The organism is Flavobacterium sp. (genome assembly GCF_965657075.1).
In the GTDB taxonomy this organism is placed as follows: Bacteria; Bacteroidota; Bacteroidia; order Flavobacteriales; family Flavobacteriaceae; genus Flavobacterium.
This window is the reverse complement of record NZ_CBFHMV010000002.1, coordinates 85,775-100,428: the sequence shown is the minus strand read 5'-3', so window position 1 is coordinate 100,428 and position 14,654 is coordinate 85,775. Positions and strand designations below refer to the sequence as shown.

The 14,654-nt window shown below is 30.0% G+C and carries 16 protein-coding genes; 10 read left to right on the top strand and 6 right to left on the bottom strand.

Annotated elements, in window-relative coordinates; translation table 11 throughout:
- Positions 1-141: 141 nt before the first annotated feature.
- Entirely contained in the window at positions 142-1,263 is a 1,122-nt protein-coding gene (locus ACTF56_RS01960) for a DUF4062 domain-containing protein (protein WP_438965226.1), read from the top strand.
- 101 nt (positions 1,264-1,364) lie between these two features.
- On the opposite strand, the gene ACTF56_RS01955 is transcribed toward ACTF56_RS01960, so the two are convergent.
- The 4 genes from ACTF56_RS01955 to ACTF56_RS01940 all read right to left on the bottom strand — a co-directional run bounded on the left by ACTF56_RS01955 (position 1,365) and on the right by ACTF56_RS01940 (position 4,453).
- On the bottom strand, positions 1,365-1,565 hold the full coding sequence (locus ACTF56_RS01955) for a helix-turn-helix domain-containing protein (protein WP_438965225.1): 201 nt from the start codon (positions 1,563-1,565) through the stop codon (positions 1,365-1,367).
- Between the two features lie 97 nt (positions 1,566-1,662).
- Entirely contained in the window at positions 1,663-2,757 is a 1,095-nt protein-coding gene (ychF, locus tag ACTF56_RS01950; protein ID WP_438965224.1) for a redox-regulated ATPase YchF, read from the bottom strand.
- Positions 2,758-2,833: 76 nt separating this feature from the next.
- Positions 2,834-3,991 carry a hypothetical protein gene (locus tag ACTF56_RS01945; RefSeq protein ID WP_438965223.1) on the bottom strand — a complete coding sequence of 386 codons (1,158 nt, stop codon included), beginning with the start codon at positions 3,989-3,991 and terminating at the stop codon, positions 2,834-2,836.
- Positions 3,992-4,102: 111 nt separating this feature from the next.
- Positions 4,103-4,453 carry a 4Fe-4S dicluster domain-containing protein gene (locus ACTF56_RS01940; protein WP_438965222.1) on the bottom strand — a complete coding sequence of 117 codons (351 nt, stop codon included), beginning with the start codon at positions 4,451-4,453 and terminating at the stop codon, positions 4,103-4,105.
- A gap of 125 nt (positions 4,454-4,578) precedes the next feature.
- On the opposite strand from ACTF56_RS01940, the gene ACTF56_RS01935 reads away from it, so the two are divergent.
- Positions 4,579-5,637, top strand: coding sequence for an acyl-CoA reductase (locus tag ACTF56_RS01935; RefSeq protein ID WP_438965221.1), 1,059 nt, complete (start codon positions 4,579-4,581; stop codon positions 5,635-5,637).
- 63 nt (positions 5,638-5,700) lie between these two features.
- Here the strand turns inward: ACTF56_RS01935 and ACTF56_RS01930 are convergent, their stop codons facing one another.
- Complete coding sequence (locus tag ACTF56_RS01930) at positions 5,701-6,267, bottom strand: fasciclin domain-containing protein (RefSeq protein WP_438965220.1); 567 nt, start codon at positions 6,265-6,267, stop codon at positions 5,701-5,703.
- A 206-nt stretch (positions 6,268-6,473) separates the two neighbouring features.
- Here ACTF56_RS01930 and serC point away from each other — a divergent pair, with 206 nt between their 5' ends.
- Positions 6,474-7,547, top strand: a complete 1,074-nt coding sequence (serC, locus tag ACTF56_RS01925; RefSeq protein ID WP_438965219.1) for a 3-phosphoserine/phosphohydroxythreonine transaminase — start codon at positions 6,474-6,476, stop codon at positions 7,545-7,547.
- Positions 7,548-7,632: 85 nt separating this feature from the next.
- On the top strand, positions 7,633-8,586 hold the full coding sequence (locus ACTF56_RS01920; protein ID WP_438965218.1) for a D-2-hydroxyacid dehydrogenase: 954 nt from the start codon (positions 7,633-7,635) through the stop codon (positions 8,584-8,586).
- Between the two features lie 39 nt (positions 8,587-8,625).
- Here the strand turns inward: ACTF56_RS01920 and ACTF56_RS01915 are convergent, their stop codons facing one another.
- On the bottom strand, positions 8,626-9,210 hold the full coding sequence (locus tag ACTF56_RS01915) for an NUDIX hydrolase (protein ID WP_438965217.1): 585 nt from the start codon (positions 9,208-9,210) through the stop codon (positions 8,626-8,628).
- 7 nt (positions 9,211-9,217) lie between these two features.
- Here ACTF56_RS01915 and pyrE point away from each other — a divergent pair, with 7 nt between their 5' ends.
- The 6 genes from pyrE (at position 9,218) to ACTF56_RS01885 (ending at position 14,644) form a co-directional block, all read left to right on the top strand.
- Entirely contained in the window at positions 9,218-9,862 is a 645-nt protein-coding gene (gene pyrE, locus ACTF56_RS01910; protein ID WP_438965216.1) for an orotate phosphoribosyltransferase, read from the top strand.
- A 105-nt stretch (positions 9,863-9,967) separates the two neighbouring features.
- Entirely contained in the window at positions 9,968-10,360 is a 393-nt protein-coding gene (locus ACTF56_RS01905; protein ID WP_438965215.1) for an SRPBCC family protein, read from the top strand.
- A 5-nt stretch (positions 10,361-10,365) separates the two neighbouring features.
- Positions 10,366-10,944, top strand: a complete 579-nt coding sequence (locus ACTF56_RS01900; protein WP_438965214.1) for a zeta toxin family protein — start codon at positions 10,366-10,368, stop codon at positions 10,942-10,944.
- The gene (locus ACTF56_RS01895; protein ID WP_438965213.1) at positions 10,937-11,086 is read left to right on the top strand and encodes a hypothetical protein; all 150 of its coding nucleotides are present in this window, start codon (positions 10,937-10,939) and stop codon (positions 11,084-11,086) included. Before ACTF56_RS01900 ends, ACTF56_RS01895 begins: the two co-directional genes overlap by 8 nt.
- A gap of 78 nt (positions 11,087-11,164) precedes the next feature.
- A complete protein-coding gene (locus ACTF56_RS01890; protein WP_438965212.1) occupies positions 11,165-12,514 on the top strand; it encodes a DEAD/DEAH box helicase in 1,350 nt (449 codons plus the stop codon).
- A gap of 201 nt (positions 12,515-12,715) precedes the next feature.
- Positions 12,716-14,644 (top strand): BatA domain-containing protein, encoded by a 1,929-nt coding sequence (locus ACTF56_RS01885; protein WP_438965211.1) that lies wholly within the window; start codon positions 12,716-12,718, stop codon positions 14,642-14,644.
- The last annotated feature ends 10 nt before the right edge of the window (positions 14,645-14,654 follow it).

Genomic DNA, 14,654 nt, shown 5'->3' with positions numbered 1-14,654 from the left:
TTTAGAAAAAAGAGGAAAGAAGCAAGAGAAAAGATTTTTGGATTGTAAAATTGTTTATATTTGGAGGTAATAACTTACAGATGATTATAAATTTTTCTATTAGTTTTAAATAATTAAATTAAATAATTTTATTAAAAAAATATGAAACCAAGAATTTTTGTTAGCTCAACATATTACGATCTCAAACATGTAAGAGAAAGACTTGAAAAGTTTATTGATAATTATGGTTTTGAATCTGTTCTCTTTGAAAGTGATAAAGTTACTTATGAGCTTGAAAAACCAATTGATGAATCTGCATATAATGAAGTTACATTATGTCATATAATGGTATTAATTATTGGAGGAAGATATGGTACTAATGTGAGTAGTGATAAAATTGAAGACCATAAAAAATATGAGCAAGAATATATTTCAATTACAAGAAGAGAATTTGATACTGCATTAAGTAAAAATATTCCAATTTTTATATTTGTTGACAAGAATGTATACTCTGATTATGAGACTTATAAGGAAAATCAAAATTTTTTCGAAAATTTTGAAGATTCACAAAAAAAGGATTCTAAACTTAAATTCAAATTTGCTCATGTAGATTCAATAAATATTTTTAAATTTATTGATGATGTTAAATCTAAACCCATAAAAACATTTGATAAAGTTGAGCAAATAGAAAACTATCTTCAAAATCAATTTGCTGGGCTATTTTACTTATATTTAGATGGTCTACAAAAGCAGAAAGAAGTTCAAAAAGTTTTGGACAGTGTAACGGAATTAAATAGTATATCATTAAGAATGAATGAAATGCTAAATAGTGTTGGAAAAAAAATACTAGGAACTGATCATGAAGAGTATGAAAATGTTATAAATACTCAATTAGAAATGATTGTTGACTTTTTTTGTAATCAAATTTATGATATGATTTCTATAAAGTTACAAGATGAAGAAAAGCCTGTTGAATTTGAAATTGAAGTATACAATAAAATAGCTGATGAGTTTTATAACGAATTTTTAAAAAATCTAGTAGAATTTAACACTAAGTCTAGAGTTGAGAGAAACAAGTCCATACAAAATTATAATATAGAAATGTCTGAGCGCATGGATTCAATATTAGCTTCAAATGGATTTCAATCATATAAAGTAGAAAAAGGACGTTTTTTTCAAGCAAATTTTTTATACCATAGAAGAGTTCATCCTTTTATAAAAACAGACAAACATCTAGAGATACTTTTAAATAGGTTTAGACAAGAATTTTATTTGATGATATAAATAATTAATAGAAACTTTTTTGTATATATTGAAAAACCTGCAATCAAAATCGCAGGTTTCTCATTCTTCCTTTCTCTTGCCTCTTTCTTCTAAGATTGCTATCAATTTATCTCCAACTTATACCCTACTCCATGAATATTTATTAATTTGACCGATTCATCTGCTTTCAGTTTAATGCGAAGTTTTGAAATATAAGTATCCAAACTTCTTCCCACAAAAACACCGTGATCTTCCCAAACCTTTTTAGTTAGTTCGTCTCTTTTTATCACTTGATTGGGTTGTTCCATAAAAATGGTTAACAACTGATATATAAAACGAAATTATCAAACCAAAAAAAAACCTGCAATAAAAATCACAGGTTTCTTGTCTTAATACTTAATACTCTAATCTTAATACTAATTACACATTAAAACGGAAATGCATCACATCACCATCTTTAACGATATATTCTTTTCCTTCTACTCTTAGTTTTCCAGCTTCTTTTACTTTGGCTTCTGTACCGTAAGTTACATAGTCTTCGTAGGCAATTACTTCTGCTCTAATGAATCCTTTTTCAAAATCGGTATGGATAACTCCAGCAGCTTGTGGTGCCGTGTCTCCAACGTTTATGGTCCAAGCACGAACTTCTTTAACTCCAGCCGTGAAATACGTTTGTAAGTTTAGTAATTTATAAGCAGCACGAATTAAAACCGCTGAACCAGGTTCAGTTAATCCCATATCTTCTAAGAATACTTGTCTTTCTTCGTAGCTTTCTAATTCTGTAATATCAGCTTCTGCTCCTACTGAAAGGATGATTACTTCCGCTTGTTCGTCTTTTACCAATTCACGAACTTGTTCTACGTATTTATTTCCGTTTACTGCAGAACTTTCATCTACATTGCATACATATAAAACTGGTTTTGTAGTAATCAATTGAAATTCTTCCATCAAAGCTTCTTCATCTGCATTTTGAGGAACAACAGTTCTTGCCGATTTTGCTTGCAATAAAGCTTCTCTAATTCTGTCTAATAAAGCTTTTTCAGTTTGTGCTTCTTTGTTTCCAGTTTTTGCTGCACGATTGGTTTTTTCTAGACGTTTTTCAACCGTTTCTAAATCTTTTAATTGCAATTCAATATCAATGGTTTCTTTATCGCGAATTGGATTTACGTTTCCGTCAACGTGCACAATATTATCGTTATCAAAACAACGCAACACGTGAATGATTGCGTTACATTCTCTAATATTTCCTAAGAATTGATTGCCTAAACCTTCTCCTTTACTTGCTCCTTTCACTAAACCTGCAATATCCACGATATCAACCGTTGCCATTTGCACACGTTCTGGTTTTACTAGTTCTTCTAGTTTTGCTATTCTTGGATCGGGTACATTTACTACTCCAATATTAGGTTCTATGGTACAAAAAGGAAAGTTAGCACTTTGCGCTTTTGCATTTGATAAACAATTAAATAAAGTTGATTTTCCTACGTTTGGTAATCCTACAATTCCTGCTTTCATATAATGCTGAATTTATTTCAGTATCTTTCGATGCTAATTTATTTTTTAAAAGTGTGCAAATATAGAAAATGTAAAATTACTTTTGAATCTTTTCTAAGATATCTTTTTCTGCTTGAGTTAATGCAATTCCTGAATCTAGATTCCAAAAATCAGTTAAAATGGTGTCAAATTTGTTAATCAACGATTTATCTTTAAAGGTTTCCATTTCGTCGTATTTAAAAATTTGAGTTCTAAATTCACTTGTAATGAGGTTGTTTTTGACTTCAATTTTAACTTCTTTATCGTCTTTAATTGCAGTAAAACCAATTACTTCTTGTGAATTGGCTAAGTAATAATCTTTATTTTCAATTCGATAAAAAGTTTTGAATTCCGATTTAAAAACCTTTCTGTTTTTGTAATCCAAAATACGTTTTTGTTTGTCTATTCTATCTTCTGGCAAGTACGAACTGACTTCAATAATCAGCTTATTTTTGACATCATAAATTATAGTGTATACGGACAAAGGTCCTTCAGATGTAGTGTATGGTCTGACAATCATTTTATTGATCGTACCATCTTTAGAGTGTTTTTCGATACTGAAATCGTATTTCTTTTTGGCATTTGAACCCAAAATTTCATCCAAATACTTGAATTGATAATAGTTTTCCATCAAATTATTGAGATTGTACCCTAAAATATCAAAATCTTTTTCATCAAAAAAACCAATGGAACGATTTTGTTCGACTAAAATATCTGTTGTGATTTTTTTGTAATCGCCTAAAATTTGAAAATTCATTAAACCATCATTAAAGTAGGTGTATTGGTCGTTTATTTTAAAAAATTCCCTTGTGTAAACTCTCAAATTACAAGGTACTGTGAGCTTTTTAGAAGAATTTTTAATTAACGAAATCAATGTTTTTTGAGAATCTTCTCCACCTAAAATAATTTCATTCAATTCAGTTCCAGAAAAATCCATAAAAACTTCATTTACATCTTCTTTAAGTGTACTGGATTTGATGTTTACTTTTTTGTAATCCGTATGATAAATTTCAATTAATGAAGGTCGATCCAAATTAAGAACAAAAACCCCTTCGTCATTACTAATCAAGCCTTGATTTGTTCTAAGAACAGTTATGGTAGCATTGGAAACAGGAATATTACTTTTGGAATCTAATAAAATAACAGTTATTTCTTTAGATTGAGAAAAAACAGAGAAGGAAAATAATACTAAAAAATAACAATATATTTTATTCATATTAATCGTACAGTTTGTATCAAATGTATAAAAAAAATACTATAACACAAACAATAGTAACTATTATTAAAAGAGTAAAAAAAAACTCTTCTAAAAAAGAAGAGTTATACTTTATTCGTTGTGTAAAAAAGATTGTCTGCTAAGAAGTGTTTCTTCACTTTCCACGTGATTGTCATCAGGAACACAACAATCTACAGGACAAACCGCAGCACATTGAGGTTCTTCGTGAAAACCTTTACATTCGGTACACTTTCCAGGAACAATATAATACAAATCGTCAGAAATAGGAGTTTGAGCAGCATCAGCATCTACTTCTGTTCCGTCAGGTAAAACTATTTTTCCAGAAAGTTTTGTTCCATCTTTATATCTCCAATCATCAGCACCTTCATAAATTGCAGTATTTGGGCATTCAGGTTCACAAGCACCACAGTTAATACATTCGTCAGTTATTATAATTGCCATCTGTTATTGAGTTAGAAATTAAAAGTTAGAATTCAGAAGTATTTATAATTACATCATAACCTTCCAACTTTATTGCTTATTTTTGTGCAAAATTACAATGTTATCTATTTAAAAACAAGTTACAGATGTTACAAAATGAATTAAAAAATAATTTTATTGCATTAGGAAAGTTCTTGAAACAGTTTTCTTTGGAAGGAAATAAGAAAGATGAAACTGTAAAAAATGAAGGTTCTTTTTTTAATGATTTTGAAGCACTGATTAACTTATCTCAATCCCATAACGGTTGGTTTACACCTGAACAAGTTTATTTTTCAATTCAATCTTGGGCGAATGCCTTAACGGAAGAAAACCTTACCCAATGGCTTTCTTCTTATGATTTTAAAAAAACTGATCCTAAAAAAATAGGCTTAATTTTAGCTGGAAATATTCCCTTAGTTGGATTTCATGATTTTTTAACGGTTTTAATTACAGGGAATGATGTTTTGGTTAAAACATCATCCAACGACCAACATTTATTAAAATTTTTAGCGCAATATTTAGTCAGTTTAGATCAAAGATTTAGTAAAAAAATAACTTTTGTTGAAGGGAAATTAGAAGGTTTTGATGCTGTTATTGCTACAGGAAGTAACAACACTTCAAGGTATTTTGATTATTATTTTAAAAATGTTCCCAGCATCATTCGTAAAAACAGAAATTCGGTTGCCATTTTAACAGGAAATGAAACCAAAGAAGATTTAGAAGATTTAGGCGAAGATATTTTTAGGTATTTTGGATTAGGCTGTAGAAATGTATCCAAGTTGTTTGTGCCTAAAAATTACGATTTCAAAGCTTTTTTTGAAGCCATTTTTAAATATAAAGATGTTATCTTTTATGAAAAATACGCCAATAATTACGATTACAACAAGGCTGTATTTTTAATGAGTTTATACAAATTATTGGATAATGAATTTTTAACACTTAAAGAAGATGAAAGCTATTCATCACCAATATCAAGTGTTTTTTACGAATTTTACGAGGATTTAGAAGCACTAAAATTAAGGTTAAAAGCGGACGAAGAACAAATTCAGTGTATTGTTTCTAATCATTTAGTTGAAAATAGTATCACTTTTGGGCAAACGCAAAAACCTAATTTATGGGATTATGCAGATAATGTTGACACGATAGCTTTTTTGAATAATTTATAAAAAACAAAAGAGAGTTTTCTTTCGAAAACTCTCTCAAAACAAAAAAACAAAACCTAACAGCCTTTATGATTTTGGTGTTACCACTGCATCAATAACATGAATTACTCCATTAGATTGATTAACATCTGAAATTGTTACGTTTGCTGAATTACCGTTTTCATCAGTAATTTTGATACCACTACCTTCCATTGAAGCCGTTAGTGTACCGCCGCTCACTGTATTAAGTGTAGCTTTTCCGTCTCCTTTTTTAATTGCAGCTGTAAGATCGCTTGCACTCATTTTACCCGAAACAACATGATAAGTCAAAATTGTTTGTAATAATTTTTTATTTTCTGGAATTAATAAAGCTTCAACCGTTCCTTCTGGAAGTTTGTCAAAAGCAGCATTTGTTGGAGCAAAAACGGTGAATGGACCAGCTGACATTAAAGTTTCAACTAAGTCAGCCGCTTTTACTGCAGCAACTAAAGTGGTATGATCTTTTGAGTTCACAGCATTTTCTACAATGTTCTTAGATGGATACATTGGAGCACCTCCAACAGTAACTGTTTTTTCTTTTTGTGCAAATGCATTTACTGAAATCATAAATGTTAAAGCAAGAAATGTAATAGATAAAATTTTTCTAGTTTTCATATTTTTTTATTTAAGTTATAATTGCATTTACGACGTATTCTTTATTTTGGTTTTAAAAAAAGAATTAAAAAAATAATATGTCTTTTTTGTTAAACTATAACGATATTGTTAATAAGATGGTGTTATTATTGCCTACTTTACCATTAATTTTCAGTAGGTATTTACGAAATTTGCAATTCAACATTAACTACTTTACATCATTTATAATGAAAAAACACAACTATAGCGCAGGACCTTGTATTTTACCACAAGAAGTTTTTGAAAAAGCATCTCGAGCCGTTTTAAATTTTAATAATTCAGGATTATCTATATTAGAAATTTCACACAGAAGTAAAGATTTTGTAGCTGTTATGGATGATGCAAGAGCTTTAACATTAGAATTACTAGGATTAGAAGGCAAAGGTTATCAAGCTTTATTTTTACAAGGTGGTGCTAGTTTAGAATTTTTAAGAGTTCCCTACAATTTAATGAAAACAGACGGAAAAGCAGCATATTTAGATACAGGAACTTGGGCAAGTGGCGCCATGAAAGAAGCTAAGCCTTTTGGGGAGACAATTGCTGTGGCTTCATCTAAAGAGAGTAATTATACATTTATACCTAAAAACTATAGTATTCCAATTGATGCAGACTATTTTCACTGTACTTCTAACAATACTATTTTTGGCACTCAAATGAAATCTTTTCCAAATACCAATGTACCCGTGGTTTGTGATATGAGTTCTGATATTTTTTCTAGAGTTTTAGATTTTTCTAAATTTGACATTATCTATGCAGGTGCCCAAAAAAATATGGGGCCAGCGGGAACTACTTTAGTGGTAATTAAAGAAGAAATTTTAGGAAAAACAGGTAGAAATATTCCAAATATTTTAAATTACGAACAACATATTGCTAAAGAAAGCATGTATAATACACCTGCCGTTTTTGCTGTTTACACTTCTTTATTAACATTACAATGGTTAAAAAATAAAGGAGGAATTGCTGCAATTGAAAAAGAAAACGAAGCAAAAGCAGCATTATTGTATAATGAAATTGATAGAAATCCTTTGTTTAAAGGAGTTGTAGCTACTGAAGATAGAAGCGTTATGAATGCTACTTTTACACTCAACAACTCCGAACATCAAGAAACTTTTGATGCACTTTGGAAAGCAGCAGGAATTTCTGGAATCAATGGACATCGTTCTGTTGGTGGCTATAGAGCTTCCATGTACAATGCCTTACCAATTGAAAGCGTTCAGGTTTTAGTTGATGTCATGAAAGAATTAGAAAATAGAGTTCAGTAAATAGTTTGCAATTGCAATTTACAGAAAAAAATAATTAACATTAAATACTTTGTGCCCTTGTGCCTTGGTAGAAAAAAAATAAAAAATGAAAGTATTAGCCAACGATGGAATTTCAGATAGTGGAATAAAAGCACTAGAAAAAGGAGGGTTTGAAGTAATTACAACAAAAGTAGCTCAAGAACAAGTAGCCAATTATATTAATACAAACCATATTGATGTAATTTTAGTAAGAAGTGCTACTAAGGTAAGACAAGATATTATTGACAACTGCCCAAGTATCAAAATTATTGGTCGTGGTGGTGTTGGAATGGATAATATTGATGTTGAGTATGCACGAAGCAAAGGAATACATGTAATTAATACACCAGCATCTTCATCGGAATCTGTAGCAGAATTAGTTTTTGCTCATTTATTTACAGGAGTACGTTTTTTACATGATTCTAACAGAAATATGCCTTTAGAAGGCGATACGAATTTTAATGGATTAAAAAAAGCTTATGCAGACGGAATAGAATTAAGAGGTAAAACAATAGGAATTATTGGTTTTGGAAGAATTGGTCAAGCTGTTGCAAAAATGGCTCTTGGTTTGGGAATGAAAGTTATTGCATCGGACAAATATGTTGGAGAAGCAGTAATTCGTGTTGATTTCTACAACGGTCAATTCATCAATGTTGATATCAAAACGGAACCAATGGAAGACTTATTAAAACACTCGGATTTTATTACATTACACGTTCCAGCTCAAGATGGATATGTAATTGATAAAGAAGAATTTGCAATTATGAGAGATCATGTAGGAATTGTTAATTGTGCTCGCGGTGGAGTTATTAATGAAGTTGCATTGGTGGAAGCTTTAGATAACAATAAAGTACTTTTTGCAGGTTTAGATGTTTTTGAAAACGAACCAACGCCGGCAGTACAATTATTAATGCATCCTAAAATTTCATTAACACCACATATTGGTGCTGCAACAAACGAAGCCCAAGACCGCATTGGAACAGAATTAGCAGAACAAATAAAAAGTTTACTTAAAAACTAAATCTAAAAAAGGAATGTATTTTGAAATACATTCCTTTTTTTATTCAAACAATAATTTAATATTCTCATAAGAATTTTCTAAAAGCTTTGGAATATCTCTTGGATGAATCCATTCTACTTTTTCAATTCCTTCATCTGCTTGTCCTTCTGGAGTTCCTTCAAAAGTTGACTTCATTTCGTACCAAGTCGTAATTTTCAACTTGTAACGTCCATTGCGTTTAAATACATGATACGTTTTTTGTAATTTTTCAACAATAGACAAACCATTTACACCAGTTTCTTCTTCCACTTCACGCATGGCTGTTTCTTCCATGGTTTCATTTTTTTCTGTTCCACCTTTAGGTAAATCCCATTTTCCATTGCGATAAATGAATAAAATTTCACCATTTACATTTTTCACCAACCCACCACCAGCTTTTACAACAGGTATTTTGGCCTTCAAAGTTTTTAACAACAAGGATTCATCTGGATGATACAAAAAGGCTTTTTGAATTTTATTTTGGAATATTTTAACTATAAGCTTCTTAATGTCAATGCTTTCTAAAAGAAATAATTGAAAGTCGGTTTCTTTTTCTATTTTATTTGTTAAAAAAAGAGGCTTATCGTTCACAAAAACTTTATACATTTGCAATATGATTTTTAATAACAACACCGCTCAAAAAACAGCCGAATTGCTTTTACAAATAAACGCAATTAAATTAAATACTGAAAATTATTTTAATTGGGCTTCTGGCTGGAAGTCTCCAATTTATTGTGATAACCGATTGGTACTGTCTTTTCCACCAATCAGAAATTACATTCGTGATGAATTTGCCAAACAAATTGAAAACCAATTTGGCAAACCCGATGTCATTGCTGGTGTAGCAACAGGTGCTATTGGAATTGGTATACTTGTTGCTGAAGAGTTAGGATTGCCTTTCGTATATGTTAGACCAGAACCAAAAAAACACGGTAGACAAAATCAAGTAGAAGGTTTTTTACAAAAAGGACAAAATGTTGTTGTTGTTGAAGATTTAATTAGTACTGGTGGAAGCAGTTTATTGGCTGTAGAAGCTTTACGAAATGAAGGAGCTAATGTAAAAGGTATGGCTGCCATTTTTACTTATGGATTTGATATTTCAAAAGAAAATTTCAAAAAAGCTAACATTGATGTTTACACTTTAAGCGATTACAGCACACTTTTAGCAAAAGCAATTGAAAAACAATATGTTTCTGAAAAAGAAATGGAATCTCTAATTGAATGGTCAAAAAGCCCTTCGACTTGGAATCAAGAATAATAGTCGTCAGTTTTAACTCGCTGATTACATTTTAAAGAAAGGATAAAAATACTTATAAATAAAAATACTTTGTGCCTTAGTGCCTTGGTAGCAAAAATAAAAAAAATGAATCTAGAAAGTCCAAAGGTTAACGTTGAAAAATCAGCTCAATATTTATTTGAACAATTATCTGATGTAAAGAATTTTGAAAAATTAATGCCCGAAAACATCGCAAAATTTGAAGTAATTGATGAAAATTGTTTCGAATTTGGTTTAAAAGGTATGCCCGAAATAAAATTGGTAAAAAAAGAATTTACTCCAAACTCTAAAATCGTTTTAGGAGCAGCTTCAAGCAAATTGCCATTTACACTAACAGGTAATTTAAACGAAATTGAAGCTAACAAAACCGAAGTTCAATTGCAGTTTGAAGGAGAATTCAACCCAATGATGGCAATGATGATAAAAGGTCCTATTGGAAAATTTATTGAAACGTTAGCTTCCAATATGGGGAAATTGTAATGTAAATGGATAAAAATCTTTACATAATTTCAGGATGTAATGGAGCAGGCAAAACCACTGCTTCTTTCACAATTCTTCCTGAAATTTTAAATTGTAAAGAATTTGTAAATGCAGATGAGATAGCTAAAGGTCTTTCTCCTTTTCAACCAGAAAGTGTTGGTTTTGAAGCTGGAAGAATCATGCTAAATAGAATCAATGAGCTACTAGAAAAAGAAATTACTTTTGCTTTCGAAACTACTTTAGCGACAAAAAGTTATAAATCAAAAATAATTGAAGCAAAAGCCAAAGTCTATAAAGTCAAAATATTGTTTTTTTGGTTACAAAATGTTAACTTAGCTTGTGAAAGAGTGAAAACTAGAGTTTTAGAAGGTGGACATAATATTCCAACAGAAATTATAAAAAGAAGATACATTAGAGGAATTAAAAATTTATTTGAAATATATTTACCTTTGATTGATGATGTAATGATTTTTGATAATTCATTTGGATTAAATGAAATAATTGCCGAAAAACATTTTAAAGGTGAATTATCAATAATTAACTTAGAAAAATTCAATTTACTTAAAAGTAAAAGAAATGAGTGATAAAGATAAAAGTAAAGAAGAACATAAAAAAATTGTGAAAGCAATGGAAAAAGTCTATGAAAACTTAATCCTATTCAAAAAGAAAATGAACAGTGATTTAGTTATTTTAAAAGACGATAAAATTGTTCGAGTAAAACCATAAACCTTTTCAAAATCGAAGAGGTTTTTTTATACCTATCACACTAAGAATAAAGTTGTACCTTTGCACAAAATTAGTACCATGAATTCTTTTTCCGACTTTGATTTACCAAAATCCCTACAAAAAGCACTTGACGAACTAGGTTTCGTTACTCCTACTCCTATTCAAGCAAAAGCCTACAAAGTTATACTTTCGGGCAGAGATGTTATGGGAATTGCACAAACAGGAACTGGAAAAACATTTGCTTACCTACTTCCCATTCTAAAACAATGGAAATTTGTGGCGGATTTGCATACACCAAGAGTTGTAATTTTAGTTCCAACACGTGAATTAGTAGTTCAAGTTGTAGAAGAAATTGAAAAGTTAACCACTTATATGAACATCCGAACTTTAGGAATTTATGGTGGTGTAAACATAAACACGCAAAAAACTTCAGTTTATACAGGAACAGATATCTTAGTGGCAACTCCAGGTCGAATAATGGACTTGGCACTAGATAATGTCGTTCGTTTTGATACGCTTCAAAAATTAGTGATTGATGAGTTTGATGAAATTCTAAATTTAGGTTTCAGAACGCAATTGACAGCTATTTTATCGATGATGCGCACTAAAAAACAAAACATTTTATTTTCTGCAACCATGACAGAAGAAGTAGATGAATTGTTGGAAGAATATTTTGATTTTCCTCAAGAAGTTTCCTTGGCTCCAAGTGGAACTCCTTTGGAACAAATTAGTCAATATATTTATAGTGTTCCCAATTTTCTAACGAAATTAAACATCTTACAACATATTTTAGAAAGTGATGAAACTACTTCTAGAGTTTTAATTTTTATAAACAGTAAACGTATTTCTGAATTAGTAGATGACTTTTTAGAAGAACATTTTCCGGGTCAATTTGGAGTAATTAATTCCAACAAAACACAAAATTACCGTTTAAATACTATGGAAAGTTTCCAAAGTGGTGAATTACGAGGTTTGATTACTACTGACATCATGGCTCGTGGATTAGATATTACAGATATCACTCACGTTTTTAACTTACAGTTTCCTGATGAACCAGAACGTTATATTCACCGTATTGGACGAACTGGACGTGCTGATAAAGAAGGTGTTGCGATAAGTTTTATTGCACCAAAAGAAGAAGAAATGCTTTTAGAAGTGGAAACTTTAATGAATCAAGAAATTGAAATCGCTGAAATTCCAGAAGGTGTTGTTGTTGAAGTTCGAAAGTTAGAGTTCGAAAAAGACAAAGTCAAAATGAAAGTGAAAAAGAAGAAAGAAGATATTGAAAGAGGAGCTTCATTTCATGAAAAAAGTGATAAAAATAAAAAAGTAAATCTCGGTGGACCAGGAAAACGTTACAAAAAAGTTTCAGGTTCAACAAACCGAAATATGGAACGTAAACGTGATGCTAAGAGAAAGAAGAAATAGTGTTCAGTGTTCAGTAATTAGTTGTCAGAAAGCAGTTTTTAGATTTCAGATAAAAAATATGAATTGCCGTTCGGCTTTAGCTAACGGTTTATTTATAAGATACAAATTGGCTTTAGCCAAAATTAATTTTTTACAATTGATATTGCTCTTGAATTTTGTAATTGATTTTTAAATCTGTACTTTTGAAAAATTAAATTTTTGATGCAATTTAAACACCCAGAAATTCTATACTTCCTTTTTTTATTGGTAATCCCAATTATCGTTCACTTATTCCAATTAAGACGATTTAAAAAAGAATATTTCACGAATGTCAAATTGCTGAAAGAACTCCAAATTCAAACCCAAAAAAGTGCTACAATTAAGAAATGGTTGCTTCTTGCGACTCGTTTGTTATTGCTTGCAGCTTTGATTTTTGCTTTTGCTCAACCTTTCTTTAAAGGAAAAGAGGATGATAAAAAAAATAACGAATTGGTTATTTTATTAGACAATTCTTTTTCCATGCAAGCCAAAGGAAATAAAGGAGAATTATTAAAAAGAGCCATTCAAGAATTGATTGAAGAAACTTCAGAAACCAAAACATTATCTTTATTGACAAGCAATGATGTTTTTTGGGACACTGATATCAAATCCATTCAAAAAGAGTTATTGAATCTAAAATACAGTGGAACACCTTTTGAAATTGATAATTTAATCACAAAAGTACAAGCTAAAAAACCAAACACTTCAATTGATTATGTAGTTATTTCTGATGCAATTAATGTAGAATCTAAGAAAACAACATCACTTAAAGAAGGAAATTCTCTTTATTTTATAGATGCCATTGCTCAAAACAAAAACAATGTAAGCATTGAAAATGTTACGCTTTCGCAGAATTTAGATCAGTTTTACGAAATAAAAATCACATTAAAATCATTTGGAGAACAAGAAAACGGAATTCCACTTTCTGTGGTAAATGGTGAAAAAAGTGTTGGAAAAACCATTGTAAATTTCAAAGAAAACGAACAAACCGTAACTTTCACTTTACCAAAAACTGATTTTCATGGGTATGCTCAAATTCAAGATAATGGTTTGAATTACGACAATACTTTCTATTTCAGCATTGAAAAACCAAAGAAAATTAAAGTTACAGCTATTGGATCTTCTGAAAAAAATATTTTTCTGAATAAAATTTATAATTCAGAAGAATTTGATTTAACCAATTACACCATCTCTGAAATTAATTATAGTGAACTTGAAAATCAACATACAATTATCTTAAATGAAATAGAGGAAATTCCAAGTTCATTGGCTACAAATTTAAGTGATTTCTATGCCAAAGGTGGCAATGTGATTATTATCCCATCAGCTTCAATTTCAGTTGATAAATTGAATAGTTTGACCAATAAAGTTGGAAACACCAATTTTACAACCATTCAAAACCAAGAAAAGAAAATTACGAAAATTAGTTTTTCACATCCATTATATCAAAATGTTTTTGAGAAAAAAGTTACTAATTTTCAATATCCTGAAGTCAAACAAAGTTTTGCTTTAGTTTCAAAAGGATTACCAATTTTACAATTTGAAGATGGAAGTTCGTTTTTGCAATCAACAAGCAATCAAGTTGGAAGTATTTATACGTTTTCAGCACCAATTAATAAGCAAAATTCCAACTTTCAGAATTCACCTTTAATTGTTCCTACGTTTTATAATATGGCTCAAACCAAAGGAAATTCAGGAAAATTATCTCACACAATTGGAGACAATGAAGTGGTTTTAATTGATGCTATTACCAGTAAAGATGAAGTAGTTTCCATTCAAAATGAAGAAGAAAGTTTTATTCCCATGCAACAAGTTTTGAATACAAAAATCAAATTATCATTAGGCGAATTACCAGCTAATTCAGGAAATTTTACCATTGAAAAGAAAGAACAAAATTTAAAAAACATAAGTTTCAATTATACACGAACAGAAAGTGATTTAGATCAAAAAAACGAAACCACTTTTAAAGATTTTACCAAAGTGAATGATATTTCAACCGTTTTCAACGAAATTGAATCCTCAAGAAGCTCTAAAGATTTATGGAAATGGTTTGTTATTATGGCCTTATTCTTTTTGATATCAGAAATGCTCATTCAGAAATTCGTGAAGTAATACATCATAA

Bases quoted from the DNA above. Each gene is read 5' to 3' on its own strand.
- ACTF56_RS01960 (WP_438965226.1), top strand. From the start codon at position 142: ATGAAACCAAGAATTTTTGTTAGCTCAACATATTACGATCTCAAACAT.
- ychF (WP_438965224.1), bottom strand. From the start codon at position 2,757: ATGAAAGCAGGAATTGTAGGATTACCAAACGTAGGAAAATCAACTTTA.
- ACTF56_RS01945 (WP_438965223.1), bottom strand. From the start codon at position 3,991: ATGAATAAAATATATTGTTATTTTTTAGTATTATTTTCCTTCTCTGTT.
- ACTF56_RS01940 (WP_438965222.1), bottom strand. From the start codon at position 4,453: ATGGCAATTATAATAACTGACGAATGTATTAACTGTGGTGCTTGTGAA.
- ACTF56_RS01935 (WP_438965221.1), top strand. From the start codon at position 4,579: ATGTTACAAAATGAATTAAAAAATAATTTTATTGCATTAGGAAAGTTC.
- ACTF56_RS01930 (WP_438965220.1), bottom strand. From the start codon at position 6,267: ATGAAAACTAGAAAAATTTTATCTATTACATTTCTTGCTTTAACATTT.
- serC (WP_438965219.1), top strand. From the start codon at position 6,474: ATGAAAAAACACAACTATAGCGCAGGACCTTGTATTTTACCACAAGAA.
- ACTF56_RS01920 (WP_438965218.1), top strand. From the start codon at position 7,633: ATGAAAGTATTAGCCAACGATGGAATTTCAGATAGTGGAATAAAAGCA.
- ACTF56_RS01915 (WP_438965217.1), bottom strand. From the start codon at position 9,210: ATGTATAAAGTTTTTGTGAACGATAAGCCTCTTTTTTTAACAAATAAA.
- pyrE (WP_438965216.1), top strand. From the start codon at position 9,218: ATGATTTTTAATAACAACACCGCTCAAAAAACAGCCGAATTGCTTTTA.
- ACTF56_RS01905 (WP_438965215.1), top strand. From the start codon at position 9,968: ATGAATCTAGAAAGTCCAAAGGTTAACGTTGAAAAATCAGCTCAATAT.
- ACTF56_RS01900 (WP_438965214.1), top strand. From the start codon at position 10,366: ATGGATAAAAATCTTTACATAATTTCAGGATGTAATGGAGCAGGCAAA.
- ACTF56_RS01895 (WP_438965213.1), top strand. From the start codon at position 10,937: ATGAGTGATAAAGATAAAAGTAAAGAAGAACATAAAAAAATTGTGAAA.
- ACTF56_RS01890 (WP_438965212.1), top strand. From the start codon at position 11,165: ATGAATTCTTTTTCCGACTTTGATTTACCAAAATCCCTACAAAAAGCA.
- ACTF56_RS01885 (WP_438965211.1), top strand. From the start codon at position 12,716: ATGCAATTTAAACACCCAGAAATTCTATACTTCCTTTTTTTATTGGTA.